The following is a 17,902-nucleotide window of genomic DNA, read 5'->3' as shown; positions in this document are numbered from 1 at the left end:
CCGCCCCAAAATCACAAACCATCTCCTCGGCCAATACCTATTTATATAAATTTTATTTGCACGAAAGCTGGTTGCGTAGTATGATATCTAATGTAGGTGTCTGCGGGCAGTCATTTAGTCCGGGACGATAATAGATACAGGGAGAATTACAAATGGGTAGATTTTTTAACTTGGACAGCCCTCTTATGACTTTTTTGTCAAAGATGGCGGATTTAATGATTCTGAATCTTTTAACGTTGCTCTGCTGTTTACCGATTATTACGGCGGGGGATGCGATGACGGCGCTTTATTATATGACCATTAAGATGGTTAAGAATGAAGAGTGCTACATAGTGAAGGGTTATTTTAAATCCTTTAAGGAGAACTTCAAGCAGGCAACGATTATATGGCTGATTGCCCTTGTGGTAGGGATAATATTTGCTGGGGATTTCATGATACTGAGGAATTCCACCGTATCCTTCGGCAAGGTAATTATGGTGCTGATTACGATTGTGGCGGTGATTTATCTTTTCACGATGATTTACATATTCCCGGTTTTGTCGCGGTTTGAGAACACCGTGAAGAATACTATCAGGAATTCCTTCCTGATGAGCGTTCTGAACCTGCCCAAGACCATCCTGTTAATTATCATCAACCTGATTCCCACAGTGCTTCTTCTGGTTACCTTGCAGGCAATGCCGCTTTTGATACTTTTCGGATTTTCCGTGCCGGCCTATGTGGCAAGCATGTTGTTCGTAAAGATTTTCAAGCGCTTTGAGCCGGAGGAGGAAGAGGAAACATCCGATGAGCTGGAGACGCTTTCCTTCATCCGTGAGGAAGAGGAAGAAAAGCAGAAGGCCCTCAGGGAAAACGCGCAGGCGGAGCAGGATATACAGGCAGGAGAAAATGCGGAGGATGCACCTTCCGCCCAGACAGAAGAAATTACAGAATTGCAGGACAATGAATAATAATAGCATTCGCAACGAAAATGATTTTTGGGGGAATTGGAAGCTATGAAGGATTCGTCCAAGAAATCAGCGCTGTTCCAGTTGTTGGGACTGGCGCTGATTTTCGTTATTCTGTCTGCCTATGTGTTGGGGAGCTTTTATGTCAGGAGCCGCAGCGAGGCCAGGGATTACATAGAGAGAAAGTTTATCTCAGACGCAGAGGATCGGGGAGACCAGGTGGAGACCAGGCTTTCCGGGCTGGCTGAGACGGCTGCGCCCATCGGGAGCCTTCTGGGGAAGGCGGGGCTGCAGGACCGGGAGGAGAGCGTCCGGCTGCTTGGTGCGCTGGCAGACAATACGGATGCATACCTGGCGGTATATGCCGGGCCGTCGGGGAGTGGCGTGGACAGCCGGGGAAGGGACAGGGAGCTTTCCGGGGAGGCGTATTTTTCCATGCTTGAGGAAACTGCTTTTTTTTACGGGCAGGATGAAGGGACGGATGGGAAAAATGCGCTGATTGCTGCGGTTCCATGCAGGGAAAACGGAAAAACATCGGGGATGCTTTATGTATATCTGGACTCCTGCAGGCTGGAGGAGATGCTGGAGCTTCCGGCTTATGGGGACAAAGCCTTTTATCTGCTGACGGACGGCGGCGGAACAATTATGGCGCAGGGCGGATATCCGGGGAATTTTGCGGCGGAAGGAAACCTGAAGAAGGCAATGGGGAAAGCGGAATTTGACGGAGACGAATCTCCGGATACCGCTTGGAAGAAAACACAGGGATATAAGGAAGGTACGATTGCTGTGTCAATGGACGGAACGGGTTATGAACTGTTTTTTTCTCCCATGGGAATTAACGACTGGCGGTTTTATGTGGGGGTGAGAGAAGAATTCCTGGCAAACAGCAGGAATGAATATCTGGCTCCTGTGAGAAAAACCATTGTTGGCATCCTGCTGACAGTAGGCCTGTTTTCAGGGCTTCTCCTGATAACAAATTTTATCAATAAGTATTTTTATAATGAGCATAAGAAAGTGCTTGAAGAGAAAGCGAGCAAGGATTTGCTCACGGATCTGAGCAATAAGACTGCTACGGAGTATCTGATTAAAGATTATATAGAGACGCATCCGGATTCCCAGGGGCTGTTGTTTGTGCTGGATGGACAATTTCAAGAAAATAAATGATACACAGGGCCATGCATTCGGCGATGAAGTTCTGCGAAAGCTGGGAACAAGGCTGCGGGGAGAGTGCCGGATAACGGATATCGTGGGACGTACCGGCGGCGATGAATTTATTATTTTTATGAAAGATATTAAGGAAGAGAGCATATTTATTAAAGAGGCGCAGCGGCTTCACAGATTTTTCGGAGACTTCCAGGTGGGGGAATATGTGAAATATTCTCCGGCCGCCAGCATCGGCGTTGCTGTTTATCCGCGGGACGGCAGAACCTTTGAGGAGCTGTATAAGGCTGCCGACAGTGCGCTTTATTCCGTGAAGAGGAATGGCAAGAACGGCGTGGCCTTTTACGAGACAAAGATGAACGTAAAAATGGAATAAAAGTACTGCGAAAAGGAACGAAAGGTGTCGAAAACCGCGTAAGATGGGGATTATGGTCAAAGTGTATAAGATCAGAATGCCGAATTCAGCAAGTTGACAGGCCTAAAAATTTCATTATCCTTTTCTTAGCAAATTTTACAATGTTGCGATAAATCTTTGTGGAATTGTGGTATAGCCAAAAGAAGTCGCTTAAGTTATACTTATTTCAGGCTCAGTTGAAGGGACTCAACTGGAAACATGTAAACAAATAACATAGGGAGGCTAATTAAATGGCAAGTTTATCTTTAAAAAACATCTGCAAAGTATATCCCAACGGTTTTGAAGCAGTTAAAGACTTCAACCTGGAAATCGCTGATAAAGAATTCATCATCTTCGTAGGACCGTCCGGATGTGGTAAGTCTACTACACTTCGTATGATTGCAGGTCTGGAAGATATTTCTTCCGGTGAACTGAAAATCGGTGACAGAGTGGTTAACGATGTAGAGCCTAAGGACAGAGATATCGCGATGGTATTCCAGAACTACGCTCTGTATCCTCATATGTCTGTATATGACAACATGGCTTTCGGACTTAAGTTAAGAAAAGTTCCGAAGGATGAAATTGATAAGATGGTTAAAGAAGCAGCTAAGATCCTTGACCTTACCCCTCTTCTTGACCGTAAACCGAAGGCTCTGTCCGGTGGTCAGAGACAGCGTGTTGCTATGGGACGTGCAATCGTACGTAATCCTAAGGTATTCCTGATGGACGAACCTCTTTCCAACCTGGATGCCAAGCTGCGTGTTCAGATGCGTATTGAGATCGCTAAGCTGCATCAGAGATTAGGTACAACCATCATCTACGTAACACATGACCAGACAGAAGCTATGACACTGGGTACCAGAATCGTAGTTATGAAAGACGGTGTTATTCAGCAGGTTGATACTCCTCAGAATCTGTACGACAAGCCTCAGAACCTGTTCGTAGCAGGATTCATGGGCTCTCCTCAGATGAACTTCCTGGATGCTGTTGTTGAAGTAAGCGGCGAAAATGCATCCCTGAAGATTGCTGGAAAATCTATTCCGCTGCCTCCCGCAAAAGCTAAGAAGGTTATTGAAGGCGGTTATGCAGGAAAGACTGTTACATTTGGTATCCGTCCTGAAGACGTATATGATTCCCAGATGTTCATCGAAACAGCTAAATGTACATTTGAATCTACCATTAAGGTTTACGAACTGCTTGGTGCAGAAGTTTACTTATACTTTGACCTTGCTGATTATCCTATCACTGCAAGAGTGGATTCCCGTACAACAGCAAGACCTGGCGATACTGTTAAATTTGCATTCGATGTTGAAAAGATTCATATCTTCGACAAAGAGACAGAGCAGGTTATCACCAACTAATATTAAAATCAGGCGGGGCTATCGAGTTGATAGCCCCGTTTTTTCATGTTTTGGACGAAAATGGGGGCAGAAGGCGCCGCCAGGGGCAGTGCTCCGGTTTTTTCCTGAAATCAACGGTATTGTGATTTTATACTTTATTTCAGGCAAACCTAAAAGAAAGGGGTTGTTGCACTAATAAAGGTGTTTACAACGTTTTTACTTAAAATATGATGTAGGAATGGCCATTTTTCTTGCATATTTTCAAATTTTGCTATATAGTTAATGGTATCAAGGAAAGGACGTGAAGAGAGATGATTTCCAATCAAGTAATACAGAACAGCATTGATGAATTACGTGCAATAACCAAGGTTGACCTGGGCGTGTTCGACGTGGAAGGCCTGAAAGTTGCAGCAACGGTAGACGAGATTGATATTTCCAGGGATATTATTGAAAATTTCGCTTCTTCACCGGCAGACAGCCAGGTAGTAGGTGGACGGCACCTTCTGAAAATCCTGGATGATGGGGAACCGGCTTATATTCTTGTAGCCCAGGGTCCCAGTGACGACGTTTACATGGTAGGCAAAATTGCCGTAAGCTCTATTCAGAATCTTATCATAGCATACAAAGAACGTTTTGACCGTAATAACTTTTTCCAGAATCTGCTTTTGGACAACCTGCTTCTTGTGGACATTTACAATCGTGCCCAGAAGCTCCATATCGAAGTGGAATGTCCCAGAATCGTATATCTGATTGAGACGAAAATTGAAAAAGACAACAGCGCGATGGAAATGCTGAAGAGTCTTTTCTCAAGCCAGAATGGTGATTATATCACTGCGGTGGATGAAAGGAATATTATTCTCATCAAAGCTCTGGAAAAAGAAGATGACGTGGAAACCATCGAGAAGACGGCAGACATGATTGTTGATATGATGAACAGCGAAGCCATGATGAACGTGCGTGTAGCTTACGGTACGGTTGTGGGAGAGCTGAGAGAGGTATCCAAGTCCTACAAGGAAGCCACGATGGCTATGGATGTAGGAAAGATCTTCTATGCGGAGAAGAGTGTAATCTCCTATGCGAAGCTGGGCATCGGCCGTCTGATCTATCAGCTGCCCGTTAATCTGTGCAAGATTTTTATTGAAGAAATCTTTGGCGACAATGTACCTTATGATATGGATGAGGAAACTCTTACCACTATCAACAAGTTCTTTGAGAATAACCTGAATGTATCTGAAACCTCCAGACAGCTGTTTATCCACAGGAATACACTGGTTTACAGAATTGAAAAGCTCCAGAAGAGCACAGGGCTGGATATCAGGGTATTCGATGACGCGCTTACCTTCAAGATTGCATTGATGGTGGTAAACTATATGAAATATCTGGAGAGCATTGATTATTGATGAGCCAGTAATGTCCAAGGCAGCGGGAATTGCAGGCTTCTGAATGGAATTTTGTATGCCGCTGTGATTTAGGACAGTTATTAAATGAGATGGAACCGGGAAAGCATGTGCACACCAGTGCATACTAAAAATGCCTTCCCGGTTTTTTTGCGCCATATTTTCGGGCAATTTCCAGAATCCTTCAGTAAAAGCAGATTCCAGTCATATCCCGGTCAACCTCCGAATACAATAGAGACTATAAAGGAGGGACAAGGTGTTGTATTATAACAGGCAAATTATATACATAGACTATATGGAAGCAGGCAGTAAGGTAAAAAATGCGGGTTTTCTGAGAAAAGAAGAGACAGAAGATACTATCACCTGGAACATGCAGATAAAGGGCCTGTATGAGACAGACACGGGTTTCTTTGATTTGAGGGACGAGACAGGTGCTTTGATTGATAAGGTACTGCTGAAAAGAGGGACAGGATCTTATGAAAGACAGTTTACAGCCGGCGGGGTGAGCCGCGGCGGACGGGAATTCGGGGAGATCTGCGGGATAACAATACGCCTTTCTCCGGGCAGGGAAGTGATTGGCAGATGGAAGGGCGCAGAAGAGTGCCTGAAGGCAGCGGATATTTCAGTGACGGAGGAGAAGAGAAGGAAATATGTCCCCCCGCTGGCAGGTATGGCGCAATATGAAAGGCCGCAGGAGGAGGCGCCCAATGTGATGCCGGAAATTGACCTGCCCCAGGCAGAGCAGCGAACGCGCGGGATGAGCTTTTCTGAAATTCCGGAAGCAGTTACGTACCAGGCTGAGCCGCGAACGCAGGGGCTAAGCTTCACTGAGATGCAGAAAGTGGCTTTACATCCGGCAGACCAGCAAATACAGGAGATAAATTATTCTGGAATTCAGAGAACGGATCCGTACCAGGCCGGGGAACAGTGCAGGAAAGTATTGCAGGCGAATACAGAAATGCCTGAGCAAAAAACGGCCGATATGGAAGGAAAGCATTTGGCTGCGATAAAAACAGAGGCAGGTCGGCCGGAGATTTTGCAGTACCAGAATCCTTTAACGGAGAAACAAAAGAATACTGAATCAGCGGAGGAACGGAGCGGGTTCCAGCTTAATAGGGATGCTGTGGATTCCGTAATGGAGAACGGTGCCATTTCCGCGGAAAAGCTGTGCAGGCGGTGCATGCACAAAAGGTTTACACCACAGGAAAAAAAACGGGAACCGGAATCAAAAAAAGCGGCGCCGAAAGCAGAAGGTGGAGACCTCGGGGGAGGTGGAATTCAAAAAGAAGGGATGCCTGGCAAGGGAGGGATATCCGGCAAAGAAGGGATGCCCAGCAAGGAAGGGATGCCCGGCAAAGAAGGAATGTACCGTAGCGAAGGCGGAGTATCAGGAGGCGGCATCCCTAAAGAAAGTGGGGCAGTAAAAGGAAAACGTATTGCAAAAGAAAGCGGGGATGACCTGATGCAGGAGGAATTTTTTGAGGATAAATGGGAGCAGCTGCGTCATATGTATCCCACGGTCCACCCTTTTGCGGATGAAAGGCAGTATCTGTCCATTACGCCGAGGGACTTTGTGATTCTGGGGAGTGAGTACCAGAAGATGGTGCGCAATAGCTTTCTGCTTCATGGCTATTATAACTACAGGCATATTATTTTGGGAAAATTTAACGTGGGAGGAGTGGAGAAATTTTATCTCGGAGTGCCGGGAGTCTATTATGACAGGGAAAAGATGGCGGCGGAGATGTTTGGATTTGAAGCCTTTGAAGGCAAACAGACGCCTGCGGAACCGGGCAGCTTCGGTTATTATATGAAGAGTGTACGTATCTGAATCTCCGGGGGTGCTCAGTCTACCCCCCGGAGATTTACATTGTCTATGTAAGGCTTGAGAATCCGGATAAATTCTTCCAGCTCCGGTTTTTCATAGGCGGAGAATTGTTTGCAGATGACACCGTCGCTTTCCGCATAGGACTGAAGAAAATATGCTTCACATCCCTTCAGCCATTCACCGATGGAAATAAAATCCCGGGCGGAATGCAGTTCCCTTACTACTGTGGTGCGGAATTCGTAAGGAAGCCCACAGGAGCGGATAAAATCCACGGACGCCCGGATTCGGCCCATGTCAAGCGCGGGCAGGCCGATGGTTTTAGTGTAATTCTCAGGAGAGGATTTTATGTCCATGGCAATATAATCCACCAGCTTTCTGCCGCACAGTGATTCCAGTACCTCGGGGCGGTAGCCGTTGGAGTCCAGCTTTACCAGATAGCCCAGTTCCTTTACACGGGAAAGAAAGATGTCCAGATCGGGCTGAAGCGTGGGCTCGCCTCCGGTCACACAGATTCCGGTAAGTATTCCCTGCCGCTTTCTGAGCACCTGGAAAATTTCTTCTTCAGGAATCTGCGGCAGCTGCCCCGCATGCAGGACCAGATCACCATTCTGGCAAAATGGGCAGCAGAAGTTGCAGCCTCCGGTGAAAACAGTACAGGCTACGTGGCCGGGATAGTCTAAAAGGGTGGTTTTATTGAATCCGTTAATTTGCATTTTTTCCTCTTTCCTGCTATGATTTATCTGCAAGTCGTTTTGGGTCTTAGTGACTTTTATTATAGACCTCCCGGAGGCGTGATACAAGAAGAAAGGACATAACTGTTCGTCCCTTCACAGTTATTGTCAAAATCCATCCTAAATCGCCTTCGGCGATGGATTTTGCCACTCCTGAATCATTTTCTTACGGTCAGTACAGCAAGTGTGCTGACCTGGCTGAATAGTTACGAAAGGATTTCCATTCTATGACCGAGCAGGAAAAATATATGAAGGCGGCAATGACACAGGCAAAAAAGGCTTATGCCTTAGGAGAAGTCCCCATCGGCTGCGTTATTGTCCATGAAGGAAAAATAATAGGAAGAGGCTACAATCGCCGCAATACCGACAAAAATACTCTTGCGCATGCGGAAATAACCGCTATTAACAAGGCCAGCAGGAAAATCGGGGACTGGAGGCTGGAGGATTGTACCTTGTATGTGACACTGGAGCCGTGCCAGATGTGCTCAGGCGCTATCGTACAGGCCCGGATTCCCGAGGTCGTGATCGGCTGTATGAATCCCAAGGCGGGTTGCGCCGGATCTATATTGAATATTCTGGAAAATGATTCGTTTAACCATCAGGTTAAGGTCACAAGAGGGGTGCTGGAGCAGCAATGCAGTGATATGCTGACGCAGTTTTTTAAAGAGCTCCGAGTCCGTGTGAAGGAGGAACGTAAGGCGCGTAAGCTGCTTGCGGCGCAGGAGGAGAATAAGGAACATGGAGGAAACGTTTATGATGAATGAAGAATTTCTTACACTGACTATTGGGAAACAGAAGAACATTGCCCTGATCGCCCATGACAGCAAGAAGCCGGAGCTTATTTCCTGGTGTGAGGAGCATAAGGATGTGCTGAAGAACCATTTCCTGTGCGGGACAGGGACGACGGCCAGGATGATTACCGATAAGACCGGGCTTCCTGTGAAGGGATATAACAGCGGCCCGTTGGGCGGGGATCAGCAGATTGGCGCGAGAATCGTTGAGGGACGGATTGATTTTGTGATATTCTTTTCTGATCCTCTTACGGCGCAGCCCCATGATCCGGATGTGAAGGCTCTTCTGAGAATCGCGCAGGTATATGATATTCCCATTGCCAACAACAGGGCGACGGCGGATTTTATGATTACCAGTTCGTTGATGGATCAGGAATATGATCATCAGGTGGTGAATTTCCGGAGGAATATTGAACACCGGGCGAATACGTTGTAGGAAGCCGGGATGGGAGATTTTCGCAGCATCCTGTAAAGATATAATTATTCAGGAATATCAATATTCGGGACGGCCATCTTCTTGAATGGCTTTGCCATTCAAGAAGCATCGGATGTTCATCCGATGCGAATATAGGTGCAAAAACGGTCTTATAAGCAAGCTTAACGCCCGTTTTTGCACCTATATTCCCGCCGGCCTGGACTGTTTATATGTATTATGATTTCAGTTTACGATAGGCTCTGGGCGACATGCCCAGGGCCTTTTTGAATATGTCGGAAAAATAAGCGGAGGAATGGAAGCCGCAGGCGTAGCTGATTTCCGTAATGCTTTTGCTTGTATTTTCCAGAAGGCTGCAGGCCTGGAGGATGCGGATGCCATTTAGATGGTCCATAACGGTGCTCTTGGTGGCGGCGCGGAACAGGCGGCATAGATGGTATTTTGTAATATAAAAATGATCCGCAATGTCATCCAGGGATCGGATGGTACTGTAATTTTGATTGATATAGGTGATAAGCTCGGCAATAAGGGGTGCGCTGGTTTTTTGCGTTTCTTCTTCTGCTCCTGCGGCCTGGCGGTAGGTTTGGGTAAGCAGGGAAAGGATTCTGACGAAGGCTGGGTAGGTGCTGTCAAAATCCTTTTTTGCCGAAAAGCTACGGATTTGGAACAGGAGCTGAAGGGTCTCCTCGTAATGCTCCTGGGGAAGGCTGAGGTGACCTGTCTGGAAGCATGTCAGGAGAAGGGAACGGCTTTTTTCCGTGAAATACCGGTTCAGATAGCGTTCGTCAAAATACATGAGTGTTCTTTCATTGCCTGCCCGGCCGAGGGATTTGTGCATACAGTAGGGCGTGATGAGAGAAACATCATGTTTTTTCAGGGTGCAGGCGTTATCCAGGGTGATCAGTGTGTATTCCCCCTCCTGCAAAAGGAGCAGTTCGTAGGCGTTATGGTAGTGAAATCGGCCCATGTCATAGTCCTGGGTGTGTTTTGTGTATTCTATCTGGATCATTTTTTCCGGGGTATAGAGGTTGTTGTTCATGGGGGCTCCTTTGTGGCGCATGGCAGCGGGACCTGCACGCGGATGGAGGGTAGAGTTTTGATTCGTCGGAAGCCATCCGGAATTTAATCGGAATCCATCCGGAATTTCATCGCAATCCGTCCGGGATTTAACCAGGATCCGTCCGGGAGCTGAGCAGAATCCATCCGGAATTTTGCTATGGCGTCATTTGGTCAATATTTCTAAAATATTATAAATAAAATTCCCGTAATAAGCAATATAACAAAAGAAAAATAAGATTAATTGACTTATGATAATAAAGAAAATGGCGGCAGTCCAGTTTCTGGGCTGTTGCAGAAAACGGGCCTTTTAGGAAAACAGGACTGGGAATAGAAAAAACGGAGGTATTTTCATGTTTAGCAGGGAATTTTCTTTTGCAGAGGGTGGAGAAGGTATCAGGCTGTCTGCCGGGGATTATTATGATGAGAGTAAGGGATACGGATTCCTGGGATTGGCAGCTCAGGAGAGGGCGGCGGACAGGTTTACCGGGACGGGCGGATGGAATCCGCGGGAGACGTATTGCACCGGGGAGGGAGAAGAAGCCGGGCTGTGGCAGGATGGTGCGGACGGCGTGGAAGTGAAGGCGGGATTTCCTTTGCGGTTCCGGGCGGCGGTGCCGGGGAACGGAAGCTATGCGGTGACGGTGACCATCAGGGGCGGCAGAGAAGGCGCGCAGGGGCTGATGCTATATACGGGCAGGAGGAACCTGATAAAAAGGGATATTGTTATCCGGCCGGGAGAGGTGTTTTCCTGCCGGTTTTATGTCCGGGTTTGTGAATATATCCCGGTGGTGGGAGAAGGGGCAAAGGAGGACAACTCGGTATATGTGACGGTGCTGGGCGCAGGGAAAAGCAGAGCCAGGATCAGCGGGCTGAAAATAGAGGATGCCCAGGCTCCCACCGTGTTTATCGCGGGAGATTCCCTGGTTGCGGATTATGATGGGTTGTATCCCTATAATCCGATTATCAACGGGGGCAGCTGGGGACAGAATCTGCCTCAGTATTTTGACGGTGTGGCTTTCAGCAATCAGGCGCATGGCGGGTTGACAACCAATTGCTTCCGGGATGACGGGCACTGGGATATTGTATGTAAAAATATAAGGCCCGGAGATATTTTTCTGATGGAATTCGGCCATAACGATCAGAAGAGACGGTATTTGAAGGCATTTGACCAGTATGCGGCGAATTTACGCAGATACGTCCGCCAAATCAGGGAAAAGGGAGCGTATCCCATGATCGTGACCTCTCTTTCCAGGATTCCGGGAAAAAATGAGGATGGGTATTTTGATTTGCTGGAGGATTATGCGCTAAGCTGCCTCAGAGTAGGGAGAGAGCTGCATGTGCCGGTAATCGATCTGCATGCATGCAGCTTCCGGACTCTGTGCGATATGGGGCCGGAGATTACTCCTGATTATTTTATGGATACAACCCATACCAATGATTACGGCGCTTTGCTGACGGCCGGATTTATTGCAGAGGAAATTGTGAGGCTGCAGGCGGAACCGCTGTGCGGCATGAGAAATGATTTTGCCGGTAAACCCTGGAAGCCGGATGTATCGCTGCGTCCTGCGGATACGGTGTCCAGCGCCCAAAAGGAGGAAAGGCCCATTCTTCCTACGGATTTGCCCAAGCTGCCTTATGCGGACTGTAAGGGGATTCCCCAGGAGGGCATACTGAAAAAGGCGATGGTAAAGGGGCTGCTGGATCCCTGCATCCTGTTTTTCCATCCTTTTGATGAGATTCCCAGGGGACAGTTTCTGTATTTGTTTTTCAAGGCCGCGCCCATGCCGGTAAAGCGGGGATATCAGGGAAGATTCTGTGATATCTACAGGTATGAGTTTGATGCACAGAATGTGCAGACGGCGCTGGATGCAGGACTGGTGGATGAAACGACGACACCGGAGGACCGGTTCCGGCCGGATGATGGATTGACCTGCGGCGAGCTGGCGGAATTCATGGTAAGAAGCCTGCAGCCGGAAGGAAAAAGAGAGCTGGATATGCAGACCTGTGAGCAGGAGGCGAAACGGCTGGGACTGTTATGGGATGGTTATGAAAGAAATGCGGCAGTGAACCGTGCGGACTGTACTGCGGCGTTAGTGCGTATGATGGAAATCAGGGAAAAGGAGAATTGAGAAAAAATGCCAAGAACAGATTACAAACTCATGGAAGGATGGGAATTTACACTGGATGCTGACGGGAAGAAGGGCTATCGGCCGGTAACCCTGCCCCACGACTGGGCCATAAGCGCGCCGTTTTGCCGGGATATGGATCAGGGGGAAGCTCAGGGCTTCCGGGATCGTTTCGGAATCGGCTGGTACCGCAGAAGCCTTCGGCTGGAGGAAAAAAAGGAAGGCTATTGCTACTATCTGGATTTCGGCGGTATTTTTGAAAACAGCACCATATGGGTGAATGAAAGGGAAGCGGGAGGCTGGAAGTATGGCTACAGTTCCTTCCGGCTGGATATAACACAGTTCCTGAAAACCGGGGAAAACAGTATTGTCATCCGGGTGGATAATACGGCCAGCCCTGCGGACCGCTGGTACAGCGGAGCCGGAATTTACCGTACCGTGAAGCTGCTGGAGACGGAGGCCGCCCATCTGGAGGAACGGGAAATTGTGGTACATACCGAGCTTGAAGGGGACAGCGCAGTGGTACGCGTGGCAGCAGGCGTGGACGCAAGGGTAAGAGGCAGCCTTTCCCTGACGGGCGTGTGCGGCGATGCGCAGAATAACAGATGCCCTGATGCTGAAAATATGGCAGAAGGCATTCTTGCGGAAGATATTATTGCCGAGGGTGAAAACGGATTACTGGAATTTCATGTAAAAAATGCAAGCCTGTGGTCTGCCGAAGAACCGAATCTGTATACGCTTACCTTGTCCTTAATGGACGGTGAGAGGGCGGCGGACACGGTTTCCATGCGTATCGGGCTGCGGAAAATAGAGCTGCTTCCAGGAAAAGGGATGTTTGTCAACGGGGAAAAGGTGATTCTCAAGGGCGTATGCCTGCATCAGGAAGCGGGAAGCGCAGGGATAGCGGCGAAGAAGGAAATCTGGAGGGAAAGGCTTCTTTTGTTAAAGGAGATGGGCTGCAATTCCATCCGCGCCGCCCACCATACCCATTCCGTGGAGTTCCTGGATTTGTGTGATGAACTGGGCTTTTATGTGTATGAGGAATGCTTTGACAAGTGGACCGGCGGCCTGTATGGCCGGTATTTTGAAACAGAGTGGAAAAAAGATGTGGAAGCCATGGTGAAGCGCGACCGCAACCGCGCCTGTATTTTTATCTGGGGCGTGGGAAACGAGGTGGAAAATCAGGGGCAGCCATCCATGCTGGCTATTTTGAAAATGCTGAAGGATTATGTGCTTACCATGGATGCGACAAGGCCGATAACCTACGCCATGAACCCGCATTTTAAACGGGAAAGCAATGTGGATCTGTCGCAAATCAAGGATATACAGAAATTTGTGGATGAAGCGGACGATACGGAAATTTACGACGTCAGAGAAAGAGTGGAACGGATTTGCAGGATTGGGGAGATCGTGGATGTGATTTCCTGTAATTATCAGGAGCAGTGGTATCCCATGATCCATGAGGCTATGCCTGACAAACTGATTCTGGGAACGGAAATCTACCAGTTTTTCAAGGGGCATCCGGAGCAGATGCAGAATTTTACCAATGAAAATCCTTCCCTGGTGCCTTTTGCCGCGGATTATGTAATCGGCGGGATGATCTGGACGGGGATTGATTATCTGGGAGAATCCATGGGATATCCGGCGAAGGGCTGGAGCGGGGCAATGATCCGCACCAACCTTGTGAAAAAGCCGGGATTTTATCTATTGAAGAGCTATTGGAATGAGGAACCGATGGTGCATTTTTCCGTGATGGATTATTCCCTTGAGGACGAAGGGGTCAAGGAGCACTGGGATATGCCGATTTATGCGGACCACTGGCATTTTCCACAGTTCCATAAAACAGTGATTCCCTATATGATAGCGAGCAATTGTGAGGAAGTGGCGCTGTATCTGAACGGGAAAAGATTTTTCCTGCCCCGTCCGGCAGACTGCCCGAACCGGATGATTACCGGCTTCCTTCCTTATCAGCCGGGCTGTGTAAAGGCGGTGGGTTATAAAAACGGGGAAGAGGTGTGCTGTCATGTTCTCAAAACTCCCGGGCCTGCCGTGAGGCTTTCGTTTACCCGGGAAGAGATAAAGGCGCCTGCCGAGAGAGGCTATGAAATGCTGCTTACTGTAAGGGCGGAGGACGAGGAGGGAAATCCTTATTTCCGGGAAAGCTCCAGGGTGCGTTTCCAGATTGAGGGGGACGGGGAAATCCTGTCCGTGGATAACGGGAACCTGATGACCAATGAGCCGTATCAGGCTGATTTTATCCATATGTACCATGGCTGTGCAAGTGTGAGAATCCGGTTGGGCGGCAGCGCGGGACGTATTGTGGTTTCGGCCTGTGCGGAAGGAATGTATCCGGGGAAAACTGTGCTTACGGTGGAATAGTAGGATTGCAGAATATGAACCATCCCATATGGGGAGGGATCGGACAGATCTCTGACAGGTGGGGCCGAATTATGAAGCAGTATCTGGCCGGGGATAGAAAATAAAAATCAGGGAGAAGACAGAATGAGATATGAGGATGAGCAGTTAAAGCTGTTTTGTCCGGAGGAGACGCGGACGGCGGACAGTGCGGCTATCCTCTGGAACAAGGTAAAAGGCGCGCGGCAGTACCGGGTTTTTCTGGATGGTGCGGAGGTTGGAAGGACGGAGCATACGGACTTCACACTGCGGGGGCTTAAAAGCGGCAGGGGCTATGAGATAGAAGCAGCGGCGGAGGATGAGAACGGGAGGCTTTCCCAAGATACGCTCCATATTGCCCTGCAGGAAAAGGGAGAGGAGCTTACTATTACATCCTTTGGAGCTGTGGGAGACGGCCGGACCGTAAACACTTCTTTCATCCAGAAAGCGATAGATGCCTGTCCGGCCGGGGGAACGGTGCGGATTCCGGCGGGAACCTTTGTGACGGGCGCGCTGTTTTTAAAGAGTGATATGACGCTTTTTCTGGAGGAAGGAAGCCGTCTGCTGGGAAGCGGATGCCTGGAGGATTTTCCGCTTAAGAAATATCGGTTTGAGGGGCTGGAAACCATGTGCTATGCCAGCCTGATCAATACAAAGGAGATAGAGAACGGAAGGCTGCATAATATCCGGATTATGGGAAAAGGATGTGTGGATGCCAACGGAAGCATACTGCGCAGGCAGGAGCTGGCGGAAGGAAAGGGAAAGCCCGGGCGTGCGGTCTGCCTGCGGAATGTTGACGGCGTGTATCTGGAAGGGATTACGGTAAGACAGTCACCCGCCTGGTGTGTGCACCTGATTTACTGCAGCCATGTAAGCCTTAACGGCGTGAGTATTTTTACCAAGTTCGATGAAAACGGCAGGCGGTATGAGGGGATCGCAAACGGCGATGGCCTGGATCCGGACTCCTGCAGCTATGTAAATGTGTTCGGCTGTACCATCGGCAGCCAGGATGACTGCATTGCGGTCAAATCAGGCAGAAACGAGGAAGGAAGGCTTGTGGGAATCGCATCGGAGCATATCCGGGTTACGAACTGTACCTTTACCAGCGGCTTCGGCGTGGCGATGGGAAGCGAAATGTCGGGCGGCGTCCGGGACTGTTTGGTGCAGGATTGTGTTTTCAGTGATGTTTACAGTATCGGAAGCATTAAAACGCCCCGGGGCAGAGGCAGCGTGGTGGAAAATATTGTATATGAAAACCTGCGGCATCAGAATTTAAGCCATGAGCATCAGGACTGCAAATGGTTCCGCGGAGCCATATATGTGGATGAATTTTACAGTCATGATACCTTTGATACGGAACATCCGGAGCCTGTGGACGAGGGAACCTCCGTGATCCGGAACATCCTTTTTAAAAATATTTCCGTGGAAACAGTAACGGGAAATGCGGTCTATCTGGTCGGGCTGCCGGAGATGCCCCTGGAAAATATCTGTCTGGAAAATGTGACAGCAAAAGGACGATATGGGATGAAGGCCGCCAATATAAAAGGGCTTTGCATGAAAAATGTGACTGTGACAGCGCAGGAGGGTGAGCCTTATGAGTATCACCGTGTGGAACCGGAATGATCCGGAAGGAGTGAAAACCGGCAGAGCCGGATTTGTAAGCGTGCTTCTGATGCGCGGAGAGGAGTAATATGAGGAATATTTATATCTGTTTTCCGGAGGGAAAGCATAAGGTACTGACCATGAGCTTTGACGACGGCCGTGTGGAGGACAGACAGCTGGTGGATATGTTTAACCGCTACGGCATCCGGGGGACTTTTCATGTAAATTCGGGGATTGCGGCAGAAACAAGAGTTCCCGTTTCGGAATATCGGGAGCTGTACCGGGGGCATGAGGTATCCTGCCATACCTGCACCCATCCGACAATTGCCAGATGCCCCATGGAGCAGGTGGTTGAGCAGATCCTGGAGGATCGCAGAAGCCTGGAGGCCGCGGTGGGATATCCGGTGAGGGGGCTTTCTTATCCCAACGGTTCTTTTTCGGATGAGATCGTGAAGGCCCTGCCAGCCCTGGGAATCCGCTACTCCAGGACAGTGGAGGAAACGGGAGCTTTTGCCATGCCGGAGGATTTCCTGCGGTGGAAGGCTACCTGCCATTACAACCACAATCTGTTGGAGCTGGGAAAGGAATTTGTGTCTTTACATAAGACCCAATATCTGTATATGATGTATGTGTGGGGACACAGCTATGAATTTAATATTTACGGCAATTGGGATGTGATGGAGGAGTTCTGCAGGAACTGCGGCGGCAGGGATGATATCTGGTATGCCACCAATATTGAAATTGTGGACTATATGGAGGCGGCGGGACGGCTGCAGTTTGGCGCTGCCGGGAATATGGTGTACAATCCTTCCGCCGCATCCGTCTGGATTGAAGTGAATGGGGAGAAAAAAGAAATTCAGGGCGGCACCCTGCTGGAATTTTAACATCAGGATATTGTGGATAAAGGGGGAAAATAAGTAAGCCATGGGGGATAAGTATACGGAAATCAATTCCAGGACCTGGGATGTCTGGGCAGAGAATGGCTGTGACTGGTCACTGCCTGTCACCCATGAGGAATTTGAAGCGGTTACGGAAGAAAACTGGGGTGTGTATCTGACTCCGTGCATTACGGTGCCGCATGAGTGGTTTGGTGAGCTTAAGGGAAAGAAGCTGCTGGGGCTTGCCAGCGGAGGCGGACAGCAGATGCCCATATTTACCAGGCTGGGGGCGGAATGCACCATTTTGGATTATTCGGACAGACAGCTGGAGGCCGAAAGAAAGGTGGCGCGCAGGGAAGGATATGCCATTTCCATTATCAAAGGGGATATGACGCAGCGCCTTCCTTTTGAGGATGGGAGCTTTGATATTATTTTCCATCCCGTTTCCAATTGCTACGTGGAGGATGTTTATCACGTATGGAATGAATGCTTCCGGGTGCTGAAAAGCGGCGGTGTTCTCCTGGCCGGCTTTGACAACGGACTGAATTTCCTGTTTGAGGATGACAATCCGCTGCTTGTTGTGAATCCTCTGCCCTTTAATCCGCTGAAAATGCCACGGGAGAGGTTTGAGAGGATGGCGCAGAATTATGAAGGCATTCAGTTCAGCCACAGCATGGAGGAGCAGCTGGGCGGCCAGCTGAAGGCCGGTTTCCGGCTTACGGATCTGTATGAGGACAAAGATCGGGAGAACGGGATGGAAATCAGGAAATTTGCGCCGCAGTATATGGCGACAAGGGCGGTTAAGCCTTGAAAAAACGGACAGGAAA

15 protein-coding genes are annotated in these 17,902 nt (G+C 48.9%); 13 read left to right on the top strand and 2 right to left on the bottom strand.

The window, feature by feature from the left end:
* Positions 1 to 152 precede the first annotated feature (152 nt).
* The 6 genes from HMPREF1548_RS12775 (at position 153) to HMPREF1548_RS12750 (ending at position 7,064) form a co-directional block, all read left to right on the top strand.
* Positions 153 to 947: a YesL family protein gene (locus HMPREF1548_RS12775; RefSeq protein WP_021636594.1), complete on the top strand. Its 795-nt coding sequence runs from the start codon at positions 153 to 155 to the stop codon at positions 945 to 947.
* Between the two features lie 45 nt (positions 948 to 992).
* Complete coding sequence (locus tag HMPREF1548_RS12770) at positions 993 to 2,108, top strand: cache domain-containing protein (protein ID WP_021636593.1); 1,116 nt, start codon at positions 993 to 995, stop codon at positions 2,106 to 2,108.
* The gene (locus HMPREF1548_RS12765; RefSeq protein WP_021636592.1) at positions 2,083 to 2,481 is read left to right on the top strand and encodes a GGDEF domain-containing protein; all 399 of its coding nucleotides are present in this window, start codon (positions 2,083 to 2,085) and stop codon (positions 2,479 to 2,481) included. Before HMPREF1548_RS12770 ends, HMPREF1548_RS12765 begins: the two co-directional genes overlap by 26 nt.
* A 269-nt stretch (positions 2,482 to 2,750) precedes the next feature.
* Positions 2,751 to 3,860 carry an ABC transporter ATP-binding protein gene (locus tag HMPREF1548_RS12760; RefSeq protein WP_021636591.1) on the top strand — a complete coding sequence of 370 codons (1,110 nt, stop codon included), beginning with the start codon at positions 2,751 to 2,753 and terminating at the stop codon, positions 3,858 to 3,860.
* A 290-nt stretch (positions 3,861 to 4,150) separates the two neighbouring features.
* Positions 4,151 to 5,239, top strand: coding sequence for a PucR family transcriptional regulator (locus HMPREF1548_RS12755; protein ID WP_021636590.1), 1,089 nt, complete (start codon positions 4,151 to 4,153; stop codon positions 5,237 to 5,239).
* Between the two features lie 256 nt (positions 5,240 to 5,495).
* Complete coding sequence (locus HMPREF1548_RS12750; protein WP_051358387.1) at positions 5,496 to 7,064, top strand: hypothetical protein; 1,569 nt, start codon at positions 5,496 to 5,498, stop codon at positions 7,062 to 7,064.
* A gap of 14 nt (positions 7,065 to 7,078) precedes the next feature.
* Here HMPREF1548_RS12750 and HMPREF1548_RS12745 read toward each other — a convergent pair whose 3' ends face one another.
* Positions 7,079 to 7,774, bottom strand: coding sequence for an anaerobic ribonucleoside-triphosphate reductase activating protein (locus tag HMPREF1548_RS12745; RefSeq protein WP_025487795.1), 696 nt, complete (start codon positions 7,772 to 7,774; stop codon positions 7,079 to 7,081).
* Positions 7,775 to 8,019: 245 nt separating this feature from the next.
* Here HMPREF1548_RS12745 and tadA point away from each other — a divergent pair, with 245 nt between their 5' ends.
* Together tadA and HMPREF1548_RS12735 are read left to right on the top strand one after the other, a co-directional pair.
* On the top strand, positions 8,020 to 8,556 hold the full coding sequence (gene tadA, locus HMPREF1548_RS12740) for a tRNA adenosine(34) deaminase TadA (RefSeq protein ID WP_021636587.1): 537 nt from the start codon (positions 8,020 to 8,022) through the stop codon (positions 8,554 to 8,556).
* On the top strand, positions 8,549 to 9,019 hold the full coding sequence (locus HMPREF1548_RS12735) for a methylglyoxal synthase (RefSeq protein ID WP_025487793.1): 471 nt from the start codon (positions 8,549 to 8,551) through the stop codon (positions 9,017 to 9,019). The genes tadA and HMPREF1548_RS12735 overlap by 8 nt, the downstream gene beginning before the upstream one ends.
* Before the next feature lie 214 nt (positions 9,020 to 9,233).
* Here HMPREF1548_RS12735 and HMPREF1548_RS12730 read toward each other — a convergent pair whose 3' ends face one another.
* Positions 9,234 to 10,055 carry a helix-turn-helix domain-containing protein gene (locus HMPREF1548_RS12730; RefSeq protein ID WP_021636585.1) on the bottom strand — a complete coding sequence of 274 codons (822 nt, stop codon included), beginning with the start codon at positions 10,053 to 10,055 and terminating at the stop codon, positions 9,234 to 9,236.
* Positions 10,056 to 10,425: 370 nt separating this feature from the next.
* Between HMPREF1548_RS12730 and HMPREF1548_RS12725 the strand changes: the two genes are divergently transcribed.
* From HMPREF1548_RS12725 to HMPREF1548_RS12705, 5 genes are all read left to right on the top strand, one after another.
* Entirely contained in the window at positions 10,426 to 12,204 is a 1,779-nt protein-coding gene (locus HMPREF1548_RS12725) for a rhamnogalacturonan acetylesterase (RefSeq protein ID WP_021636584.1), read from the top strand.
* A 6-nt stretch (positions 12,205 to 12,210) separates the two neighbouring features.
* Positions 12,211 to 14,580, top strand: a complete 2,370-nt coding sequence (locus HMPREF1548_RS12720) for a glycoside hydrolase family 2 TIM barrel-domain containing protein (protein ID WP_021636583.1) — start codon at positions 12,211 to 12,213, stop codon at positions 14,578 to 14,580.
* A gap of 123 nt (positions 14,581 to 14,703) precedes the next feature.
* Positions 14,704 to 16,218, top strand: a complete 1,515-nt coding sequence (locus HMPREF1548_RS12715) for a glycoside hydrolase family 28 protein (protein ID WP_021636582.1) — start codon at positions 14,704 to 14,706, stop codon at positions 16,216 to 16,218.
* Between the two features lie 68 nt (positions 16,219 to 16,286).
* Positions 16,287 to 17,081 carry a polysaccharide deacetylase family protein gene (locus tag HMPREF1548_RS12710; protein ID WP_021636581.1) on the top strand — a complete coding sequence of 265 codons (795 nt, stop codon included), beginning with the start codon at positions 16,287 to 16,289 and terminating at the stop codon, positions 17,079 to 17,081.
* A 40-nt stretch (positions 17,082 to 17,121) separates the two neighbouring features.
* Positions 17,122 to 17,886: a class I SAM-dependent methyltransferase gene (locus tag HMPREF1548_RS12705; protein WP_021636580.1), complete on the top strand. Its 765-nt coding sequence runs from the start codon at positions 17,122 to 17,124 to the stop codon at positions 17,884 to 17,886.
* Positions 17,887 to 17,902 lie beyond the last annotated feature (16 nt).

The sequence above is a fragment of the Clostridium sp. KLE 1755 genome (assembly GCF_000466465.2).
Lineage (GTDB): Bacteria > Bacillota > Clostridia > Lachnospirales > Lachnospiraceae > Eisenbergiella > Eisenbergiella porci.
This window is presented reverse-complemented; position numbering and strand designations above follow the sequence as displayed.

What these genes read in the sequence shown, in the direction of transcription:
- HMPREF1548_RS12775 (WP_021636594.1), top strand. Translation starts at nt 153, where the DNA reads ATGGGTAGATTTTTTAACTTGGACAGCCCTCTTATGACTTTTTTGTCA.
- HMPREF1548_RS12770 (WP_021636593.1), top strand. Translation starts at nt 993, where the DNA reads ATGAAGGATTCGTCCAAGAAATCAGCGCTGTTCCAGTTGTTGGGACTG.
- HMPREF1548_RS12765 (WP_021636592.1), top strand. Translation starts at nt 2,083, where the DNA reads ATGGACAATTTCAAGAAAATAAATGATACACAGGGCCATGCATTCGGC.
- HMPREF1548_RS12760 (WP_021636591.1), top strand. Translation starts at nt 2,751, where the DNA reads ATGGCAAGTTTATCTTTAAAAAACATCTGCAAAGTATATCCCAACGGT.
- HMPREF1548_RS12755 (WP_021636590.1), top strand. Translation starts at nt 4,151, where the DNA reads ATGATTTCCAATCAAGTAATACAGAACAGCATTGATGAATTACGTGCA.
- HMPREF1548_RS12745 (WP_025487795.1), bottom strand. Translation starts at nt 7,774, where the DNA reads ATGCAAATTAACGGATTCAATAAAACCACCCTTTTAGACTATCCCGGC.
- tadA (WP_021636587.1), top strand. Translation starts at nt 8,020, where the DNA reads ATGACCGAGCAGGAAAAATATATGAAGGCGGCAATGACACAGGCAAAA.
- HMPREF1548_RS12735 (WP_025487793.1), top strand. Translation starts at nt 8,549, where the DNA reads ATGAATGAAGAATTTCTTACACTGACTATTGGGAAACAGAAGAACATT.
- HMPREF1548_RS12730 (WP_021636585.1), bottom strand. Translation starts at nt 10,055, where the DNA reads ATGAACAACAACCTCTATACCCCGGAAAAAATGATCCAGATAGAATAC.
- HMPREF1548_RS12725 (WP_021636584.1), top strand. Translation starts at nt 10,426, where the DNA reads ATGTTTAGCAGGGAATTTTCTTTTGCAGAGGGTGGAGAAGGTATCAGG.
- HMPREF1548_RS12720 (WP_021636583.1), top strand. Translation starts at nt 12,211, where the DNA reads ATGCCAAGAACAGATTACAAACTCATGGAAGGATGGGAATTTACACTG.
- HMPREF1548_RS12715 (WP_021636582.1), top strand. Translation starts at nt 14,704, where the DNA reads ATGAGATATGAGGATGAGCAGTTAAAGCTGTTTTGTCCGGAGGAGACG.
- HMPREF1548_RS12710 (WP_021636581.1), top strand. Translation starts at nt 16,287, where the DNA reads ATGAGGAATATTTATATCTGTTTTCCGGAGGGAAAGCATAAGGTACTG.
- HMPREF1548_RS12705 (WP_021636580.1), top strand. Translation starts at nt 17,122, where the DNA reads ATGGGGGATAAGTATACGGAAATCAATTCCAGGACCTGGGATGTCTGG.